Raw genomic sequence first — 19,930 nt, 5'->3', positions numbered from 1 at the left:
GGCATACTCCACATGACAAGTCAAACCAGCGACATAAAAATTACACAATGTTGCATTTTTGTCTGATTTCCTTATTGACGCCGGTCATGGCCCCGTGACACCTTTAGCCGGATAACAAAAAAGCTTCACCCACAACGATAAAAACCTGACAGGAACACCCCGTGTTGAAATCCACCACCCGAAAAAAACGTGTCGAACCCAAGCCGGTGTCCGAAGGTGCACGTCTGGTTGACCAGTACTTTGACACCGTGGGTGAATCCTTTCTTCGCCACAGCAAAGCGCCTGACCTGGAGGCACTGGACAACTGGCGACCCAAGATATTCAGCCTGACCCGCCTGAACCCCTGGTACGGCGGTTTGGTGGGCGTGCACCGCCGACGCATCGGTGTGGGCAAAGACAAACTGGTGTGGCTGGAAGTTGGCCAAGCCAGTCAACCCACCCTGTTGCTGCTGCACGGTTTTGCAGCGGCCAAAGAGCACTGGTTGCCCATCGTGCCTTTTTTGGCGGGTTATTTCCGCATCCTGATGCCCGACCTTCCGGGTTGGGGAGAAAGTGGCTTCAACCCCCACAAACAATACGGCCTTGAAGACCAAACCGACCGACTGGCCCATTGGCTGGGGGAGATTGGTGTTCACAAGGTGAATGTGGTGGGCAACTCGATGGGCGGCGCGCTGGCCGGTTTGCTGACTGCACGGCATCCGCATTTGGTGACCAGCTCGGTGCTGATGGATGCGCTGGGTTTGCCCGGCGACACCCACACCGAGTTTGTGGATGAATTACTGCGCGGAAAAAACAAACTGGTGCCCCGCGACCCGGTGGATGTCATGAAGTTGACCGACCTCGTGTTCCACAACCGGGCACTGGCAGCTTCGGCAGCTTTTTTCTCGGCCACCGAATTGGTCCACCGCCGCGATGTGAACACCTTCCTGTTTCGCGAAATGTTGAGCCGTCGACCAGACTACACCAAGGCCACGTTTGAAGACATCGGCACACCAACCCTGGTGATGTGGGGCACAGAAGACAAAGTGCTACACCCCAGTTGCGCCCACACCTTTGAACGGCTCATCAAGCGTTCAGAGCTGTGCCTGTTCGACAATGTGGGCCACCTGCCCATGATTGAAACGCCCTACATGTGCGCACAAGCCATCAAGACCTTTGTGCGCAAACACCTGTAAGGCGTTCAATCGCGCACAAACTCGGCGATTTCGTACAGGGCTTTGTCGGCTGATCCAATCAAGGCGTTGAACATCTGGAAGTTGTGCCACATGCGCGGATAAACCGTGCAGTGGACCGACACACCTGCAGCTTTGGCGCGGCTTTCCAGCAACAGGGTATCGTCCAGCAAAATTTCGTCGGTGCCGCACTGGATCAACATCTTCGGAAGTCCGGTCAAATCGCCAAACACAGGCGACACCCGTGGGTCCGCAGCATCAATCTCGCCACGGTAAGCATCACCACCCCGACGCAAGGGCGCCTCGCTCAGCATGGGGTCGTCGTTTCGCCGCGTCTGGATGGAATGGGAAGAGAGGGTCAAATCCACGAATGGCGAAATCAGGATGAGGCCTGCTGGCAAGTCTTCACCCCTATCACGCAGCACTTGGACCATGTGCAACACCATGCCACCACCGGCTGAATCGCCGGCCAAATACAGGTCAGCCGGGTTGGTGTACTGGTCCATCAGTGCGTCGTACACCGCAAGGCCATCGTCGGTCGCAGCCGGGTAAGCATGCTCGGGCGCCAATCGATAATCCACCAACACCACACGCGCCTCGCAACGCACGGCCATTTCACTGGCCATGGCCATGTGGGTTCGCAACGAACCCGCAAAAAAAGCACCGCCGTGCATGTGCACAATGGTTTTGGTGGACGGCACATTCTTGGGGGTGACCACCGCCACACTCACGCCACCGAGTTGCTGATGTTCCACCGTGCAATCAGACCGAGTCCAAAACAGGAAGGCACCGGCATCCATGGTTTTGCGCAGCAGCGGCAGGGGCAAGGGGAACTGGGTGGAGCCTTTAAAAGACACGCGCAGGGCACCGCGCACCAGTTTCTCGGACAGTCGTTCAACAGCCACCATGGCTGCGTTCAATCGAGCGTTCATCGTGCGTGTTTGGAAAGAGCGTGGATTCGCGCATCGTAGGCTGCATGCGCACCTTTGTCGAGCTTGTCGAGAATGCGGGTGTCGCCGGCCAGTTTCCGGGCGGCCTGTGCCAGGCGTGTGGGCACCAAGGTGTACACCGCATGGGCCCATTGAAGGTAGTCAGGCACGGCCACCAACAAACGCGGCTGGATGATGACATCTGAAATGGCTTTGGCCACATCCTGAGGCTCTACAGACGGAATACCCTTCACAGCACCATCCAGCCCCGAGGCCAGTTCGGTGCTCACTTTGGAGGGCATGACCGCTGTAAAGTGCACCCCCTGCCCTCGAAACTCACCGGCCACCGACTCGGTCAAGCCCACCACACCGTATTTGGTGGCGCAGTAAACCGCAGCCCCCGGAATGGCAAAGCGCCCAGCCAGTGAGGCCACGTTGATGATGTGGCCTTGTTGACGCTTCAACATGGAAGGCAATGCGGCCCGCATGCCGTGAATGACGCCACGCAAGTTGATGTCAATCTGGGTATCGGTCAGCTTGGGGTCTTCGTCCAGAAACCCGCCCATGGGCATGATGCCGGCATTGTTCACCATCACATCCAGGTCACCCAAGGCCTGTTCGGCTTTCTGAACAAACAGGCTCATCGAGCGAGCCTGGCGCACATCCACCTTAAACGCCATGGCCCCAATTTTATCGGCTTCGGCTTTCACCAAGGCCTCATCAATATCGCCCATGGCCACCTGCGCACCCTGCTCGCGCAGCAACCGGGCGGTTGTCAGGCCAATGCCACGCGCCGCGCCCGTGATGGCAATCACTTTGCCAAACAGTGGCGAAGGTCGTTTGCGTTTGAACATCGAGTTTCTCCTCAAGCGTGTGTAATGTATTCGTGGACGTTGAACCGGCTCAGCCGACGCTTCATGTCCAGCGTGGTCCAGGGCCACACAGTGCTGTTGCGCCCGTTGCGGTCGATGAAATAACTCTGGCATCCACCTGCGTTCCAGACGGTGTTTTCCAACGCGGCTTGAACGGCCGCGTTGTAGCGAGCGGTGAGGTCAGGGCGAGGCTCCACGGTTTTCAAACCTTTGGCCCGAATCTGTTCCATGGCATCCACAATGTAATCCAGCTGGGCTTCAATGATGATGAACGCTGACGAGCTCACCGCAATGTTGGGACCAAACATCAGAAACCCATTGGGACACCCCTCCACCAAGGTGCCCATGTAGCCCTCGGGGCTGCCCTGCCACACGTCGGCCATGCTTCGGCCATCGCGGCCATGCACACGCTGCGCAATTGGTGGTTCTGCAATCTCGAACCCGGTGCCCAGAATGATGACATCCACCTCCACCTGCTCGCCGTTGTCAGCAATCAGCGTGTGCCCATCGACCTGTGCCAAGGCGCTGGTGCACACCCGCACATTGGGCTGCACCAGCGCCGGGTACCACTGGTTGGACTGCAACACGCGCTTGCAACCCAACACATAGTCGGGCGTGAGTTGGGCCCGCAATGCAGGGTCCTTCACCGTGCGTTCCAGGTTCCACTGCGCAACTTTTTGAATTTGCTGCATCGCTTTGAGGCTTTGCATGCTGCCATTCAGTGTTTCGAAAATGCCATACGTGGCACCCCGCAACGCTTGCTGGGTGGTCGGCAGCGCCTTGAACAGCAATTGCACCCAACGGGGCAGCGACTGGTCCAGCTTGGGCAACACCCATTGCGGCGTGCGCTGAAACACGGTCAGCTCCGCCACCTTGGGCTGAATGGCTGGCACAAACTGAATGGCCGACGCACCCGTGCCAATCACCGCCACCCGCTTGCCGGTCAAATCCACTGCATGGTTCCAGCGAGAGGAATGAAACACCTCGCCTTTGAATTCCGGCAAACCGGGAATGTTGGGCAACACCGGCTCATGCATGGGCCCGCAAGCCAACACCATGAATTGGCTGCGCAAGGTGTGGGTGGGTGTTTGAATTTCCCACAGGTTTGCATCGTTTTGCCAGGCCATGCGCAGCGCTTCCTGCCCACAGTGAACATGGGGCATGACCTTGAAGCGGGCGGCAGTGTCCTGAAGGTATTGCTTGATTTCAGCTTGGCCCGCAAACAAGCGGCTCCAACGCGGGTTGGGCGCAAATGAGTATGAATACAAAGCCGATGGCACGTCGCATGCGCAACCCGGGTAGGTGTTTTCTCGCCAAACACCCCCCAGCTCGCTGGCCTTTTCCAGCAACACAAAATCATCAAAACCGGCTTGCAGCAGTCGAATGGCGGCACCCACGCCGGCAAACCCACCGCCAACAATCACCGTGTGGTAGACCCGCTCGTTCGTTAGCGGCTTGGTATGGGACGATGTGCCCGCATCATTGGCAGGCGCACTTGTTCGGCGTTTCAACACAGTAGATCCGTAGAAAAATATCAAACGATTGGTGGAATAGAATACAGGCAGATGCTGTCATTACCCGGTTGGTCTGTCAAACCCCCGAACCTTGCCCGCTGTCGACAGGTCAAATCAGTACAATGAATTGATGCAACACACCAACAACAAACCTACAACAGCATTACGGGCAACACCATGACACCACCTTCCACGGCCGCTGCGCCACCCCGGCAGTACAAGTATTACGATTTCATCCTCGTTGCCTTCGTGGTGGTGTTGCTGTGCTCAAACCTCATTGGCCCGGCCAAAATTGCGCAGGTGAACTTGCCTTGGGTGGGCACCGTCACCTTTGGGGCCGGAGTTCTGTTCTTTCCAATTTCATATCTGTTCAGCGACATCCTGACCGAGGTGTATGGCTACAGTCGGGACCGCCGTGCTGTGTGGAGTGGTTTTGGCGCGCTGGTTTTTGCGTCGGCCATGGCCTTTGTGGTGGTGAACCTGCCGCCGGCACCCTTCTGGGCTGACCGGCAACCCGCCATTGAAACCGTATTTGGCAACACATGGCGCATTGTGTTGGCCTCGCTAATTGCTTTCTGGAGCGGCAGTTTTGCCAACAGCTTTGTGTTGGCCAAAATGAAGTTGCTGACGCAGGGCCGCTGGTTGTGGACGCGCACCATCGGCTCAACCCTGGTGGGCGAGCTCATCGATTCGGCTTTGTTTTACACCATTGCGTTTTGGGGAATTATGACCACGGACCAACTCATCACGGTCACGTTGACGCAGTACGTGGTGAAAACTGGCTGGGAGGTGGTGGCCACACCACTCACCTACTGGGTGGTGAGCAGCCTCAAAAAAGCCGAGAACGAGGATTACTACGACCGCAACACCCGGTTCACACCGTTCAGCCTGAAGGTTTAAAGCACACTCAACAAACGTTGGGTGATGACGGCAGCCGACTCCTCCGTGGTGGTGGCCAAGTGCTGCCCCACCCACAAGGGCGAGAAATCACCGTGCCCGGCCTTTTCGGCAGCCGCACGCAGCGGTGCCATGGCGGCTGTGGCCAGGGGAAAGGCTGGCACATCCCCACGAAGGGGCCCCAACTCACGCATCACCCGGTTCACCATGCCGCGTGCTGGCCGACCGGAAAACAGGTTGGTCAGGGCCGTGTGCAAACGCGCATCCGTCTTTAGTGCAGCCCGGTGCACAGCCGACGTGGTGGCCTCATGGGCCAACAAATAGGCAGACCCCACCTGCACCGCGCTGGCACCCAGGGCCAAGGCAGCCTGCACAGCCTGCGGCGTGGCAATGCCACCCGCCGCAATCACGGGGATGTCCAGCGCTTTCACCAACTGCGGCACCAAGGCGAAGGTGCCCATCTGCTCAGTAAGGGCCGGGCTTAAAAAATGCCCTCGGTGACCACCCGCCTCCAGCCCCTGCGCAATCACGGCATCGGCCCCATGGGCCTGCAACCACAGGCCTTCGGCCACGGTGGTCGCCGTGCTCCACACCTGTGAACCCATCGCCTTGACGCGGCGGAGCAAATCGGTACTGGGCAAACCAAAGTGAAAGCTCACCACTGCGGGCTTGTACGCTTCCAGCACTTCCGCCTGTGCCGCAGAAAAAGGCTGTCGGCCTGGGCCAGACACGACCTGCGATGGATTCAACCCCCATTCTTCAAAGTAGGGTTTCAAACAGTCCAGCCACGCCTTTTCCTGAGCCGGGTCAGGCTGCGGTGTGCTGTGTGCAAAAAAATTGATGTTGTAGGCTGGCAAACCGGCAGCGGCCAAATGACCAAGCTCGTGGTGCAATTGCTCCAGGCTCAGCATGGCACACGGCAATGAGCCCAAGCCACCCGACTGGCCGACGGCAATCGCCAAGGCACTGCCCTGCGAGCCCGCCATGGGCGCCTGAACAAGGCGCGGAAAACTATCGTAAACCCTAGTCATCTTGAAAATTGGCTGAAATTTGTCTGTAATGCCCAAGGAGCAGTGTAATCCCCCACCCCACCTCTTTGGAGATGACACCATGAAGAAACTGATTCCCGCCCTGCTGGTTTGCATGTTTGCCCTGCCGGCTTACGCCGACCCAGCCGCCGAGCAGGCCTGCGAGGCCAAAGCGGTGAGCAAGGACGGCAAACCACTGGCAGGCGCGGCCAAAGCATCGTCCATGAAGAAGTGCATGGCGGGGAGCAAACAAGCCAGTTGCGAAGAAAAAGCCGTGGACAAAAATGGCAAGAAACTGGCTGGTGCAGCCAAGAATTCGTTCATGAAGAAGTGCCAAGCGTCCTGAACGGGCTCGGGGAGTGAGCCTCCCTGATTGGACGCTGTTTGATTGATTTGTAGGAGACATGCATGAAATCCCTGAAAACCCTCAGTTCCATCACCCTGGCTTGTACAGCGTTGTTGATGGCCCACTCGGCACAGGCTGAAACCAAAGCCGCAGCCGCAGCACCGGCTGCCACCGCTGCACCGGCGGCCGCCCCTGCTGCGGCACCAACCGAAGCAGCCAAGCCTGCCAAGCCGGTTAACGTCAAGGCCAACAATGCCAAGGCCAAGGTGGCGGCCATCAACATCTTGATTGCCGACAAAAAGAAAGAACTGACAGCGGCCGGGGAAGACAAGGAAAAAGTGGCCAAAATCAACAAGGACCTGGCCGCCTTGGACAAGCGGTTGGCCGCAGCCAATGCGCAGGTCAAAGCGGCTGGCGGCTGAACCACCGCGTTTATTCCGTGCACCGCAAAGCCCGGCCATGGCCGGGCTTTTTTCATATTGGAAACCCAAACAGGTGTAAGCCCCTATTCCAGCTCAATAAATCAAGCTCAATTCATGAGCCTGTGGTATTGTGTTCATCATTCGTTTGGCTCCACGGGAGAAGACCACATGATCAACAACGACCGACTGTTTCAAATTGACCAGCTGATCCAGGCCCATGGCGTGGTCAGCAAGGAAGCACTGATGAAGCGTTTGGGTGTGTCCTGGGCCACCTTGAAACGCGACCTGTCCCACCTTCGGGATGACCTTCACGCCCCCATTGTGTTTGACCGTGCGGCTGGGGGTTACCGTTTTGAAGCGGCCAAAGGTGGAAAGTCGGCGAAATACCAGGCCAAACACCCGTGGTTCAACGCACAGGAAACCCATGCGGTGCTGGCGGCCTACCAGCTGTTTGCAGCATTGGACAAGAAAGGAAACCTGGGTCCACACATTCAGCCCGTCATGGCTCGACTGGCCGGCACCCTGGAAGGCGACGGCTTTGCCGCGGATGAAGCCATCAAACGCATACAAGTGGACCCCAACCACGCCCCCACCGGCGATGTGTCCCACTTCGAACTGATTGCACTGGCCTTGCTCAAGCGCCAACGTCTCAGCTTGCAGGTCAAGGAAAAAGGCAGCAAAACCGCCAATGCGGTTGAGGTGTCTCCGCAGCGTCTGGTGCAACAGCGCAACCAATGGACCCTGGAAGCCCAACAGCACCCCAAGGGCAACCTGGTGGGCATTGCCCTGTCCACAGTCACAGGTGCAGAAATGCTCGAGACCAAGGCAAAAAACGTTGCACAAAAAGCATTGGATGATGCATTTGCCAAATAACGCTGACTGCTGACGTCATGACTTCGCTGGATGTACTTCGACCACTCGGCATCATGGGTGCTGGCCTTGGGGGCTCGGGCCCCCAAGGCAACGCCTTTGAAGACGAATTCCTGAAATGGCTGGCCCTTCACCTGATCGAGGGCAAGTTTCAGCTTTTTCCTGGCCTGACCTTGGTGTATGTGCCCGAGCGTTTTGAATTGCAGGCCTATGGCCTGAATATCCCGCTGGACACGTCCGAAAACCCACTGCTGAGCACCACCGGCGTGAAGTTTATGGCATCGAGCAGTGCGCGGCTGACTGAAAGCTATTTGCGCTTGGGCAATATCCACCTGGCTTTCACGCCCCGCTTTGACTTTCCCAACCTCACGAGCTTCATCCGCAGTTTCACCATCGAGATGCAAGGCTTGGCACAACAGGCGCTGCAAGACCGTCTTGAACTGCTGCAAAAAAAGCAGGCTCAACTGCTGGAGCGTTCGCCAACCTTGGCTTGGTCCAACTGGCATGCCATTGAACTGTGCAAAGCGGCTTTGAAAAGCACGCAAACCTCCATCGATTCAATTTAAAAAAATTCACCATTTTGGTGCATTATGGGTTGGCATTGTGTTTGCTCTATAGGGGCCCACAACCTGTCAACACTCAAAAATTCACCAAAATGGAACAAATTCAAACCTCCCTGGACACTCTTTTTGTGCTTCTAGGCGCCATCATGGTGCTTGCCATGCACGCCGGCTTCGCTTTTCTGGAAGTGGGCACGGTGCGCAACAAGAACCAGGTCAATGCCTTGGTCAAAATCCTGGCCGACTTCGCCGTCAGCACGGTCGTTTACTTTTTTGTGGGCTACTCGGTGGCATACGGGGTCAGTTTCTACAGCCCCGCCAGCACTCTGAACCTCAACAATGGCTACGAACTGGTGAAGTTTTTCTTTCTGCTCACCTTTGCAGCCGCCATTCCCGCCATCATCTCTGGTGGCATTGCCGAACGTGCCCGCTTTGGCACACAGCTCATTGCCACAGCAGTGCTGGTGGGTGTGGTTTACCCGTTTTTTGAAGGCTTGGTATGGAACAACAACCACGGCTTTCAACAATGGCTACAAACTGCGTTTGGTGCCCCTTTCCATGACTTTGCCGGCAGTGTGGTGGTGCACGCGGTGGGCGGCTGGGTGGCACTTGGGGCCGTGGTGATGCTGGGTGCCCGGCGCGGCCGCTACCGCAGCGATGGGCGCGTCTCCAGCCATCCACCCTCGTCCATTCCATTCCTGGCACTGGGCAGCTGGATTCTGGCCGTGGGCTGGTTTGGCTTTAACGTGGTCAGCGCACAAAAAATCGCCGGTATTTCAGGGCTGGTCGCGGTGAACAGCCTGATGGCCATGGTGGGCGGCACATTGACCGCCCTGCTGATGGGCCGCAACGACCCGGGCTTTGTGTACAACGGCCCACTGGCAGGCTTGGTGGCCGTGTGTGCCGGCAGCGACCTCATGCACCCATTGGGCGCCTTGGCCGTGGGTGGCGGTGCGGGCGTGTTGTTCGTGTTCATGTTCACCCTCACCCAAAATCGCCTGAAAATTGATGATGTGCTGGGCGTGTGGCCCCTGCACGGCCTGTGCGGTGCCTTCGGTGGCATTGCGGCGGGCATTGTTGGCCAGCAAAGCCTGGGCGGCATTGGTGGAGTCAACTTCATGAGCCAGTTGGTGGGCACACTCACGGGTGTGGTGTTTGCAGCCGTGGCCGGCTTTGCTGTGTATGGTGTGCTGAAGGCGACCTTGGGCATTCGCCTGAGCGAAGAAGAAGAATACACCGGTGCCGACCTGACCATTCACAAGGTGAGTGCAAGCCCCGAACGCGAGACCAGCTGGTAAGGCACCGATGCGCTTTTATTGTGCGGGAATGGTGATGACCGGCGCATAGGAAGGCCGGTCCACCGATTTGATGAACAACAGCATGCGCAACAGCGACAGCGTCAGTTTGGAATTCAGATCGGTGTCATCAATCCAGAACCAGTGCCCCCGCACATTGACTTTCACCTGCGCGGTGTCGGGTTCTTTGTCGCCACTTTGAACCCGCAACAATTGGCTGGTCAACAGGCGGGAATCCACTTCAACGCCGTCGCTGTTGATGAGTTGCACCACCTTGTTGGTGTCGCCAGGCGGCACCTCCACGGCATAGCCCAAACCATGAAACACGGCCAGCACCGAGCGGCCTTGCATGGCAATGGAATGCGGGGTGTGCTGCACACCGTCCACCAGGTCAAAACGCTCTTCATTGGGGTCCAGCCCCAGCATATGGCGCAACTCAACCGCCATGGGGTTCATGGATCGAATCGTCAGGACAATGCGCCGGTCGGCTGTGCTGTTGATGCGCAGCAAGCGGGCTGTTTGCAATTCGCCCATCAGGTCGGCCACACGGCCAAACCGGTCCCGGTCGGGTACATCATTGTCAATCCCGTTCACCGTCTCGATACAACACAACAGCAGCCGTTCGGCTGACCAACCAGACCGGGTCAGTGGCTCAATAATGGACGGGGTTAAAGGCGTGAGCACGTGCTTGGCAAACGCCTCGCCTTGCAGGTAGTTGTAGCTGATCACGGGGGCGTCGCGCACTTCGACACCCACTGAATTGATGCGCTCGCGCGAGCCATTGTCAATGAAGTTCAAACCCACACCGGCGTTGGCACTGGCGGCCATGCTGGCATTGATGGCGGTGATGTCCACAAACAAAGGGCTTTCGCCATACCGCACCCGCACCAGGTTCAACAACAACTGCTCGTCCCAGGATTTTGAAATGGCGTCGTTGTAGTTCATGCGGGACGGGGAAATACTGCGCGGGCCAACACCCGGCAGAGCACAGGCAGTGAGCACAGACGACAAGACAAGCGCAGTGCCGCAGCGGGCAGCGGCTTTCAGAGACAACATCATGGGCTTTTCAAGAAACGATCCAACAGCCCCAAGACTAGCACTTTGTTTGCAGGTGCAGCATGTTGCAGTGCCCGGTGGCGCGGTATCCTTCTGGTGTTGCACCCAGTCAGCCATGCCATGCGCACCAAAGCTTCTCCAAAACAACTCATTCTTGGCCTCATGCTGGCCGCCAAAGGCAAACCCGTCAAAGCAGCCCACATGGTATTGGCTGGCCAACTGTTCGGCGTGTCTGAAAACCATGTCCGCGTGGCCCTGACCCGCCTCACCGGCGAGGGGTTTTTAAGGTCTGTCAGCCGTGGCGTGTATGCACTGGGTGCCAAGGCTGTACCCACCGGGGACGACGTGAAGGACTGGACCTCACGATTGACAGCCCCTGCCAACTGGACCGGGCGTTTTTTGGCGGCTTACACCGCGCATTTGGGCCGGAAGGATCGACAACAGGTTCAATTGCGAGAGCGTGCTTTGGCGCTGTACGGCTTTCGGGAATTTCACCCAGGCCTTTATGTGCGCCCCGACAACCTGCAATGGGGCATCGACGGTGTCGAAACCCGTTTGCATGACAAAGGCCTGGACCCCGAGGCCACGCTGTTCTTGATGCTACCCAGGGACGCGCGGCAGGTACAAACCATCCAGAAACTGTGGGATGTCAAAAAACTGGAGCGCTTCTACAAAACCCATGCCGACAAAATGAACCAGTGGTTGGGCAGCTACGGCAAAATGCCGCTGGAACGGGCGGCCAAGGAAGCCTACCTGCTGGGCAGTGAAGGCATTTACCAGGTTCGGCACGACCCTTTGCTGCCGGCAGAATGGCTGGACACCACACTGCGCAGGGCATTTTTCAATTGCGTGCAGCAATTTGACCATGCGGGCCATGTGATTTGGCACACACTCCAGCAGCGCATTCTGAAAGACGAAACACCACTGTACTGAATGCCAAGACTGGCGGGACAAAACAGACCGAGATGCCCGCTTCCAGTCGCAGAACTCGCAGCCTCTATCATTACAAGTGTTTACATTTAATTAATCACTTGTAACATTACATTATTCAATGTTAACGTTAGTACTGTAATGATTCATCACGCGCTCACGCTGACCCAGAAGGAGCCTGCACCATGAAACCCACGAACCCCGACATTCAACACCCGCCAGTGTCTGTCCACCAAAAAGGCTCCAGCTTTCCGGTACGACGCATGGATTTTGATTTCACCGGGTTTGACAAACATTTCGTAGACCACGACCCGGCCTGCTCTCATGTGTGGACAGCCTTTCAATCCATGTTTCCGGAAGGCGAACAATTTTTTGTCGATGCTGTGCGCAGTGCCAAACCCAGGGTGAAAGATGAGGCCCTGCTGCGCGAAATCAGCGCTTTCATTGGTCAGGAAGCCATGCACGGGAAGGAACATTTGGCTGCCAACGCCGCCTTGAAAGCCCAAGGTGTGTCGGTGGATGCCTGGGATGCCCGCATTGGCAGTTTGCGGAGGTTTTTGAACAAGCGGTTGGGCGTGCGATCACGGCTGGCTGGAACTGCAGCGGTTGAACATTACACCGCCGTGTTCGCCGAACATATTTTGAAGCGGGACGACTTCACAGACCGCATCAACGACCCCACCATCAAAGCCTTGATTGTGTGGCATGCCATGGAAGAGGCCGAACACCGCGCAGTGGCCTTTGACACCCATGTGGCCATCGGTGGAAAACACCGGGAACGGGTGATTGCCATGACAGTGGTCAGCCTCGGGATTGTTCCACTGGTGGGTGCAGCCATGCTCAGTTGCATGCGGCAAGACAGGCAACTGCTCAACCTGCGCTCTTGGGCGCGTTTTGCGCGCCTGTATTTTGGCCCAAGTGGTTTGTTCACCAGGGCCATTCCAGACCTGCTGCGCTTTTACCGCAAGGACTTTCACCCCAAGCAGGCACAGTTGGAAAACGACATGCAGCGATGGGCAAAGCGTCTTGGATTCAACCCGGTTTAGTCGGACCGTCTGACATGCACGAATTGCGAAAATGGGTCATACGACCCATTTTTTGTCATTTGCATTTCATGCATCCAATTTTTCAGTTATAAAGTACCAATTCAAACAATCGTTCGAGGTTGGGAGTACTCACGAATTTACTAAATCATCAGTCATTTAAATACACGTAGCACAAACACTTTATTCGAACACAAGGGCCGGGCAATAGACCACGGCTCAAAACGAGAGGCAGGAGACAAGCCCATGAGTGTGTTGCAGCAAGGCCTTCAAAGGCAGGCCGCAGTATTGGCTTTTGGTTTGAGCATGGTTGCATGTTCAATTCAGACAGCGTGGGCGGGTGGTACCGCCAACGACAACCAAAGCGCCGCTGGCATTGCCACGGTTGGTGCCGGGCAGGCGGCGGAGGCAGGCGATGCTTCCGTGATTTTTTTCAACCCAGCCGCATTAACACGCTTCAAGCGGGTCGAGGTTCTGAACAGTGCCGCAGTGGCGTTGTTCTACAACGACTACACCTCCACCAGGAACCAGGACGGTGCTGTCACCAACCAGGGCACCCAAGGCTCGGCCGGGCAAAAGTTCGAACGCCGAGACGGCTACGATGCGGCTGAATTGATTCCCGCCTTGTTCATCGTTGCCCCCATCAATGAAAAACTGGTGATGGGTTTCAGTGCATCCGGTTCGCATGGCTTGATGGCCCGTTACGACGAGAACTTCCCGGGCCGTGGACAAGGCCGGGATGTGGACTTGAAGGTCACCCGCTTGAACTTGGGTTTCGGCTACAAACTGAGCCCCACATTGTCGCTGGGCGCCAATGGCTCTTATGAGCGGTATTTCCAGTCCATCAAGATCCGGTTGAATTTCCGCGACGCCGTCAGCAAACTGGGCCCACCCGGAACCACGACTGCACTGGACACCACGGCTGCGTTGGGCGCGACGCCACCCATTCCAGACGAAACAGATGCCAAACTGAGAATGTTTGGTTGGGCCTTCAATGCACAAGGCGGGGTGCTGTGGGAGCCCACTGAAATCACACGGGTGGGTTTGTCGTATCGCCCCAAGACCAAATTCCGAAGCAACACCGGTACTTTGCAAATCAATGAGACATCTCAAACCGCCGCATTTCGCGACTTTCTGCAGGGTGGTTTGATTGGCGCAACAGGTCCGGCACTGGGCATCAATGGTCCACAGGCCGCTGGCGATTTGGCCCCCTACCAACGCGCAAAACAGGACATTACCTTCCCGGATGAATTGCGTCTGTCGGTGTTTCACCATGCAACGCCCAAGCTGGACTTGATGTTCACCTATGGCCGCCAGGACTACCGTGACACCAAGCTTCGCTACACCCGCGAAAGCAACGGTCGTGTGATTGAGGATGTGCCGCAAGACTTCAAGGTTGCGCAAACCTACCGCGTGGGCTTGAACTACAAGATGTACCGCAGACTGACCTTGCATGCAGGTTACGCCACCGAGAACGGTGTAGTTGGCGACGCCCTACGTATTCCAATCTTGCCGGACAACGACCGCAAGTTTTACGGTCTGGGTGCCAGTGTGGACGTGAACCGTGACATTCGCCTGACCTTTGCATACCAGTTGCTGGATATAAAAGCCGGTGCAGTGGGTAACAACAACCAGATTACTCCGGTGGAAGTGTCTGGTGCGCCTTACAACGGTATTGCCAACCTGGACGTTCGCTTCTTCTCCGTGGGCTATACCGAACGGTTCTAAAACAATCCACCCTCAAGCAACAAAAAAGCCACCGCAAGGTGACTTTTTTGTTGAACTCAATCAAGCTCAACAGGTGAGCCTGGTCGACGTTCATGATTAGAAATCGTCAAACTGATCCATCCCGGCTGACGCATGAACTTTGCGTGAACTGGATGCACTCTTCGCGCTGGACGAACCACCCATCACGAATTCAGAGATGCCGCGTTCCTGCCCCACAGTGAAGAAGGCCATCATGTCGAGCAAGGCGCGGGCCTGTGCATTCATTTCTTCGGCTGTGGCTGCCAACTCTTCCGATGCCGCTGCGTTGTGCTGGGTTTGCTGGTTCAGGTTGCCCATCGCCTCGTTGATTTGAGACACACCATTGCTTTGCTCAGAGGATGCAGCAGTGATTTCCTGCACCAGGTCCGAGGTTCGGTTGATCGCGGGCACCATTTCATCCAGCAAGGTACCGGCTTTTTCAGCCATGCGCACACTGCTTTCGGCCAGCGAGCCAATTTCCTGGGCAGCCAGTTGCGAACGTTCGGCCAGTTTTCGAACTTCCGTGGCCACCACCGCAAAACCCTTGCCGTGGTCACCAGCTCGGGCCGCCTCAATGGCTGCGTTCAAAGCCAGCAAGTTGGTTTGGTAGGCAATGTCATCCACAATGCTGATCTTGTTGGCAATTTCGCGCATGGCCTGCATGGTTTCCTGCACTGCACGGCCACCCTCTTTGGCTTCCGTTGCGGCTTTGCCGGCAATTTGGTCGGTCACGCGGCTGTTGTCGCTGTTTTGGCGAATCGAGCCTGCAATTTCCTCGATGGAGGCTGTCACCTCTTCCACACTGGCGGCTTGTGCGCTGGCACTGGACGACAGCGACGTGGAGGTTTTGGTGATTTCCTGCACCGCATGGTTCAGTTGATGCGCATTGCGACGCACATCGGAAATCACTTCGGCCAAACGGTCCACGGTGGTATTCACGTTTTTCTGTACATTGGCCAGCAGGCCAGTGTATTGGCCTTCAACCTTCTGTGTAATGTCGCCCTTGGCAATGGCCTCAAACACTTCCGTGACTTTCTTCAGGCTTTCATGGGACTGTTCCATGATTTGCTTGGCGGTTTGGACGGCATTGGACACCACGCGCTTTTCGCCTTTCAGGGTTTCCATGTCCTGGCTGAAGTTTGAGTTGGCATATTCAGTGATCAACTCAACCATCCGCATTTTCACATTGATGTGCGCCTGAACCATGTCGTTCACACCCTTGGCCATGTCACGAAAATGACCGGTGAATGCATGCTCATCAATTTTGTGGGAAATGATGCCAAACTCATTGTGCTGAACCGACATTTCGGTTTGGGCTTTCACAAACTTGTCGAGTTCGTTGTAGTTGGTTTCCATGATGCGTTTGGCTTCCTGCACCGCATCGGACACCACTTTCTTTTCGCCCGGCAATGTGTCCATCGACTGGGAAAAATCATTTTTGGAGTATTTGGTGATCAAGTCCACCATGCGCATTTTGACGTTGATGTGGGCCTGCACCATGGTGTTGACGTTGTTGGCCATGGTTTTAAACACACCCTGGAAAGCCGCCTCGTCGATGTTTTTGGAGATGAGACCCTGCTCATTGTGATAGCGGGCCATCTCAGCCTGAGCCTGAACAAATCGGTCCAGGGTTGAGGATTGCTCGGCATGGTCTGCCTCCAGTTGGGCAACACGGCTCTGCAGCCTGCCCACCAAGGCATTGAGTTGCTTGGCCAATGCGTGCGCCGATACCGGCAGCGCACCAACATCAAACAAGCCGGACTGCAAACGTTGGGGTGAAGGGGAGTCACCCAAGACCTGCAATTGCCCCTGCAGTTGTTCGATGGATTTCGAACCAAACCAAGCTAAGCCGCTCATGTTATTCCTCGTGATTGAAATGTTAAACAATCAGGCCGCTTTGGCTTGACGTTAATTTGATTATCCGAGGGCAAACCCCAAGCCCATACCCAAAAAAGACTACCCTAAGCGGGTCAATTCTCGGGATTGCTGTAAGCAACTCGAAAGCCGATGTGGGACGTGGCGGCGGTGCCTTGCACACCAATTCGGGCAGCTGGCCGATAGCGCAGGCAATATTCAGCCGCACACAGGTGTGAGCCCCCTTTGAGGGTCCAAAGCTGCTGGGCGTCTTGCGTGGGGTGGCAACTGCAGCAAGCGGGTTTGTCGGTTTGGGCATAACTGGAGGTTGTCCATTCCCACACATTGCCGATCATGTCCAGCAAACCATAGCCATTGGCTGCAAATTGGCCCACTGGGCATGGGCCTGGTGTTCCACCCGGCGCGTAGTACCACGGAAATGACCCACGCCACACATGGGCCATGCGCTGCCCGTTGGGCGCAAACTCGTGGCCCCAGGCATACGGTTGATCATCAACCCCGCCACGGGCTGCACGCTCCCACTCAGCCTCGGTGGGTAGTCGGCCACCCGCCCAAGCCGCATAGGCTTTTGCATCGGCCAATGCAATGTGGGTGACGGGCGTTTGTGGGTCGAGCCGTGTTTGGCCGGCGGCAGGCCCTCTGGGGGTGTGCCAACAAGCACCGGCTGTGGGCAACCACCACAAGGCGGGGTTGTTCAAATCCACCGACCCGGCTGTGGGCACAAACACATGCGACGAGCCTTGCTGCTCTGCCTGTGTAACCCAGCCTGTGGCCCGCACAAACTCTGCAAACTGCCCCACGGTGACCGGTGTTTGTTCCAGCCAAAATGGCTCAACACTGACCGAGCGAACCGGGCGCTCTTCCGGATAGTGATCATTGGACCCCATCCGGAAGGTACCGCCGGGAATGAAGACCCGCGTCAAACGTTCAGCCCCATGGCGTTGATGAAGCGCAGCATTTCAACCGGGGTGGATTTGCTGATGTCCACCCGGATGTTGACCACACCCAACTTGCCCTGAAAAGGGAACGGCCCTTTGTAACGTGTGGACACCTGGTTGCCCAGGTCGCTGCCCAAAGTAAAGCCATCGTAAGACGTGGAAAACAGCACCCGCTTGAAGGTGTGTTGCGCCACTTTCTTGCCATTCACAAACAAGGCCCCTTCCCCATCAAAAGGCCGTGCAGTCATGGTCTGCTGGTAACGAATGTTCAGCTTGCCCTCGGGCAAAGCCTCGGCCACTTCGATGCGCTCCACCCAGGGGATCAAGCTTTGCTCGTAGACCAGCTTGCCGTTTTGGATGTAGAGCACCCAACCGGCGTATTTGGCCCCTTGGGCCACCAGCACACCATCACCCTTGCCGGGCAGGCGTTCGCATTCAATGTCGACTGTGTGCGAAAACCCGCAAACAATGGGCGCCACATCCCGCGCCAAGCGCTCCACCGGTGGGTGAAATGTCCAGGCCTCGCGCAGGCTTTTTTGCTGTCGGTCCTGCGCCAAGCGAATCACAAAATTGCGGTCGTCCAGCGGCAACACCTGGTACAGCTGTGCAGCCTGCAGCCATTTGTCCATCAGCCGCTTCACAATGTCCGGGTGGACATCGGCCACATCGTTCAGTTCATTGGGGTCTTTCGACAAGTCGTACAGTTCCCAGGGGTCTTTTTCAAAATCCTTGCCCTTGGTATGGCGGGCCACCAGTCGCCAATTACCCTCTTGGTAGGCCCGGTTGCCGCCCAACTCAAAATATTGTTCGGTCCGCGTGGGCGCATCGGCCTTGCTGAAGGTGGGCAACACACTTTGGCCCTCCACCGGCTTTTGCACCTGGCCTTTGTAGGTTTTGGGGCGCTCAACACCGGTGGCTTCCAGCAGTGTTGGGAACAGGTCAATCACGTGCACAAAGTTGTGCCGTATTTCACCTTTGGCGGTTATGCCCTTGGGCCAGCTCACAATCAAAGGGTCGGCCACGCCACCCAGGTGGGTGTATTGCTTGTATTGGCGGTAGGGCGTGTTGGAGCAGGCTGCCCAGCCCATGGGGTAATGCGGGAATGTGCCCTCCTCGCCCATCACGTCATACAACTTCGCGGCTTCCTCTACGGGCACTGGCCGACCAAATGCAGGGGCAAATACGTTGGGCGTGCCGGTGGGGCTGCCTTCCGGCGAGCCACCATTGTCCGAGAACAGCACCACAATCGTGTTGTCGCGCTCGCCAATCTCTTCAAGGCTTGCCATCAAGCGGCCAATGTTCATGTCCAGATTGCTGATCAGGCCGGCATACACCTCCATGTACCGGGACATGATTTTGCGGTGCTCTGCGGGCACCTTGCTCCATTCCGTTGCGCCCAGGCTCAGCGGAGGCAGTTCCACCGTGTCGGGCATCAGGCCCAATTTCTTTTGGCGTTCCAGCCGCTTGGCGCGCACCGCATCCCACCCCTCGTCATACTGGCCTTTGTAGGCATCGCGGTCTTGCGGCTTGGCCTGCAAGGGGGAGTGAGGCCCCGGGTAGGCCACATGCAAATAAAAAGGTTTGTGGGGTTCCAGAGCTTTTTGTGTGCGCACATACGCAATGGCACGGTCGGTCAGGTCATCGCACACGTAGTAGTTTGGGTCATCCGGCGGTTCAACAGGCGCCACGCCGTCAAACAACTCAGACGGTTTGAAATAATCGGTGGAGTGTCCCTGAAACCAATACGCCCGGTCAAAGCCGCGTTGCGTGGGCCAGTTGTCGTACGGGCCGTTGGCACCCGTGGTGTTGGCATTGTTCACATGCCATTTGCCCACCAAAAATGTGGACCAGCCCGCATCGCGCAGCACCTCGGCCAGTGTGGCGGCTTCGTGCGTGAGGTCCCCCCGATAGCCTGGGTAACCGGCATCAATGTCGGCCAACCAGCCCACCCCGGCGGAGTGGTGATTGAGGCCCGTGAGGAATGAGGCGCGCGTGGGTGAACACATGGCTGTGGTGCGGAAGTTGGTGTACTGCAAACCCTGTTTGGCCAGGCCGTCCACGGCGGGCGTTTTGATTTCACTGCCATAGCAACCCAGGTCAGCAATGCCGCAGTCATCCAGAATAATGGCCACCACATTGGGAGAGCCCGCCTTGGCCTTTTTCCGCTCGGTGTTGGCTGGCCTGGAATCTGCGAAGGACAGCCCAACTTGGGCAGCCTGCCCGGGCTCCAGTGCTTTGGGTGTCATCAAGGTTTTGGCTTTGGAGGCGGCCACGTAGGCTCCACTGCCCACCACTCCTGCCCCAGCAGCACCCGCTGCCATGCCGGCCAGGAAGGCACGGCGCTTTTGTCGTTTTGTATTGTCCTGCTCGGCCATGTTGTCTCCCCGGTCGATGTTGGAAATTTCTTGGAATAGTGGCACGCTTTGTGTCACTATAT

At 56.9% G+C, this 19,930-nt stretch carries 18 protein-coding genes; 10 read left to right on the top strand and 8 right to left on the bottom strand.

Translation table 11 applies throughout. The features are described from left to right. Positions 1-161 precede the first annotated feature (161 nt). A complete protein-coding gene (locus tag VGE55_RS07505) occupies positions 162-1,175 on the top strand; it encodes an alpha/beta hydrolase (RefSeq protein WP_331131088.1) in 1,014 nt (337 codons plus the stop codon). Positions 1,176-1,180: 5 nt separating this feature from the next. Here VGE55_RS07505 and VGE55_RS07500 read toward each other — a convergent pair whose 3' ends face one another. From VGE55_RS07500 to VGE55_RS07490, 3 genes are read right to left on the bottom strand one after another with little or no spacing between them, the layout of a single operon-like run. After that, complete coding sequence (locus tag VGE55_RS07500; RefSeq protein ID WP_331131087.1) at positions 1,181-2,104, bottom strand: alpha/beta hydrolase; 924 nt, start codon at positions 2,102-2,104, stop codon at positions 1,181-1,183. Beyond that, the gene (locus VGE55_RS07495; protein WP_331131086.1) at positions 2,101-2,955 is read right to left on the bottom strand and encodes an SDR family oxidoreductase; all 855 of its coding nucleotides are present in this window, start codon (positions 2,953-2,955) and stop codon (positions 2,101-2,103) included. The genes VGE55_RS07500 and VGE55_RS07495 overlap by 4 nt, the downstream gene beginning before the upstream one ends. Before the next feature lie 11 nt (positions 2,956-2,966). Further along, positions 2,967-4,484, bottom strand: a complete 1,518-nt coding sequence (locus VGE55_RS07490; protein WP_331131085.1) for an NAD(P)/FAD-dependent oxidoreductase — start codon at positions 4,482-4,484, stop codon at positions 2,967-2,969. A 180-nt stretch (positions 4,485-4,664) separates the two neighbouring features. On the opposite strand from VGE55_RS07490, the gene VGE55_RS07485 reads away from it, so the two are divergent. Next, complete coding sequence (locus VGE55_RS07485) at positions 4,665-5,387, top strand: queuosine precursor transporter (protein ID WP_331131084.1); 723 nt, start codon at positions 4,665-4,667, stop codon at positions 5,385-5,387. On the opposite strand, the gene VGE55_RS07480 is transcribed toward VGE55_RS07485, so the two are convergent. After that, positions 5,384-6,415: a nitronate monooxygenase gene (locus VGE55_RS07480; RefSeq protein ID WP_331131083.1), complete on the bottom strand. Its 1,032-nt coding sequence runs from the start codon at positions 6,413-6,415 to the stop codon at positions 5,384-5,386. The two genes, VGE55_RS07485 and VGE55_RS07480, sit on opposite strands and share 4 nt — an antisense overlap. Positions 6,416-6,494: 79 nt before the next feature. Here VGE55_RS07480 and VGE55_RS07475 point away from each other — a divergent pair, with 79 nt between their 5' ends. From VGE55_RS07475 to VGE55_RS07455, 5 genes are all read left to right on the top strand, one after another. Next, positions 6,495-6,758, top strand: coding sequence for a hypothetical protein (locus VGE55_RS07475; RefSeq protein ID WP_331131082.1), 264 nt, complete (start codon positions 6,495-6,497; stop codon positions 6,756-6,758). A 62-nt stretch (positions 6,759-6,820) separates the two neighbouring features. Further along, positions 6,821-7,180 (top strand): hypothetical protein, encoded by a 360-nt coding sequence (locus VGE55_RS07470; protein WP_331131081.1) that lies wholly within the window; start codon positions 6,821-6,823, stop codon positions 7,178-7,180. Positions 7,181-7,348: 168 nt separating this feature from the next. Continuing rightward, the gene (locus tag VGE55_RS07465) at positions 7,349-8,053 is read left to right on the top strand and encodes a helix-turn-helix transcriptional regulator (protein WP_331131080.1); all 705 of its coding nucleotides are present in this window, start codon (positions 7,349-7,351) and stop codon (positions 8,051-8,053) included. A 17-nt stretch (positions 8,054-8,070) separates the two neighbouring features. Beyond that, a complete protein-coding gene (locus VGE55_RS07460; RefSeq protein WP_331131079.1) occupies positions 8,071-8,616 on the top strand; it encodes a hypothetical protein in 546 nt (181 codons plus the stop codon). 89 nt (positions 8,617-8,705) lie between these two features. Continuing rightward, positions 8,706-9,908 (top strand): ammonium transporter, encoded by a 1,203-nt coding sequence (locus VGE55_RS07455; protein ID WP_331131078.1) that lies wholly within the window; start codon positions 8,706-8,708, stop codon positions 9,906-9,908. Between the two features lie 15 nt (positions 9,909-9,923). Here the strand turns inward: VGE55_RS07455 and VGE55_RS07450 are convergent, their stop codons facing one another. Continuing rightward, positions 9,924-10,964 carry a hypothetical protein gene (locus tag VGE55_RS07450; protein WP_331131077.1) on the bottom strand — a complete coding sequence of 347 codons (1,041 nt, stop codon included), beginning with the start codon at positions 10,962-10,964 and terminating at the stop codon, positions 9,924-9,926. A gap of 117 nt (positions 10,965-11,081) precedes the next feature. Between VGE55_RS07450 and VGE55_RS07445 the strand changes: the two genes are divergently transcribed. The 3 genes from VGE55_RS07445 (at position 11,082) to VGE55_RS07435 (ending at position 14,662) form a co-directional block, all read left to right on the top strand. After that, the gene (locus tag VGE55_RS07445) at positions 11,082-11,894 is read left to right on the top strand and encodes a hypothetical protein (RefSeq protein ID WP_331131076.1); all 813 of its coding nucleotides are present in this window, start codon (positions 11,082-11,084) and stop codon (positions 11,892-11,894) included. Between the two features lie 182 nt (positions 11,895-12,076). Next, positions 12,077-12,937, top strand: coding sequence for a metal-dependent hydrolase (locus VGE55_RS07440; protein ID WP_331131075.1), 861 nt, complete (start codon positions 12,077-12,079; stop codon positions 12,935-12,937). A 243-nt stretch (positions 12,938-13,180) separates the two neighbouring features. Further along, positions 13,181-14,662, top strand: coding sequence for an OmpP1/FadL family transporter (locus VGE55_RS07435; protein ID WP_331131074.1), 1,482 nt, complete (start codon positions 13,181-13,183; stop codon positions 14,660-14,662). A gap of 96 nt (positions 14,663-14,758) precedes the next feature. Here VGE55_RS07435 and VGE55_RS07430 read toward each other — a convergent pair whose 3' ends face one another. The 3 genes from VGE55_RS07430 to VGE55_RS07420 form a co-directional block, all read right to left on the bottom strand. Beyond that, positions 14,759-16,537, bottom strand: a complete 1,779-nt coding sequence (locus tag VGE55_RS07430) for a methyl-accepting chemotaxis protein (RefSeq protein ID WP_331131073.1) — start codon at positions 16,535-16,537, stop codon at positions 14,759-14,761. Between the two features lie 113 nt (positions 16,538-16,650). Next, a complete protein-coding gene (locus VGE55_RS07425) occupies positions 16,651-17,478 on the bottom strand; it encodes an SUMF1/EgtB/PvdO family nonheme iron enzyme (protein ID WP_331131072.1) in 828 nt (275 codons plus the stop codon). Beyond that, complete coding sequence (locus VGE55_RS07420; RefSeq protein ID WP_331131071.1) at positions 17,475-19,913, bottom strand: arylsulfatase; 2,439 nt, start codon at positions 19,911-19,913, stop codon at positions 17,475-17,477. The genes VGE55_RS07425 and VGE55_RS07420 overlap by 4 nt, the downstream gene beginning before the upstream one ends. Positions 19,914-19,930: the final 17 nt, after the last annotated feature.

It is taken from the genome of Limnobacter sp. (genome assembly GCF_036405155.1).
In the GTDB taxonomy this organism is placed as follows: domain Bacteria; phylum Pseudomonadota; class Gammaproteobacteria; order Burkholderiales; family Burkholderiaceae_B; genus Limnobacter.
This window is presented reverse-complemented; position numbering and strand designations above follow the sequence as displayed.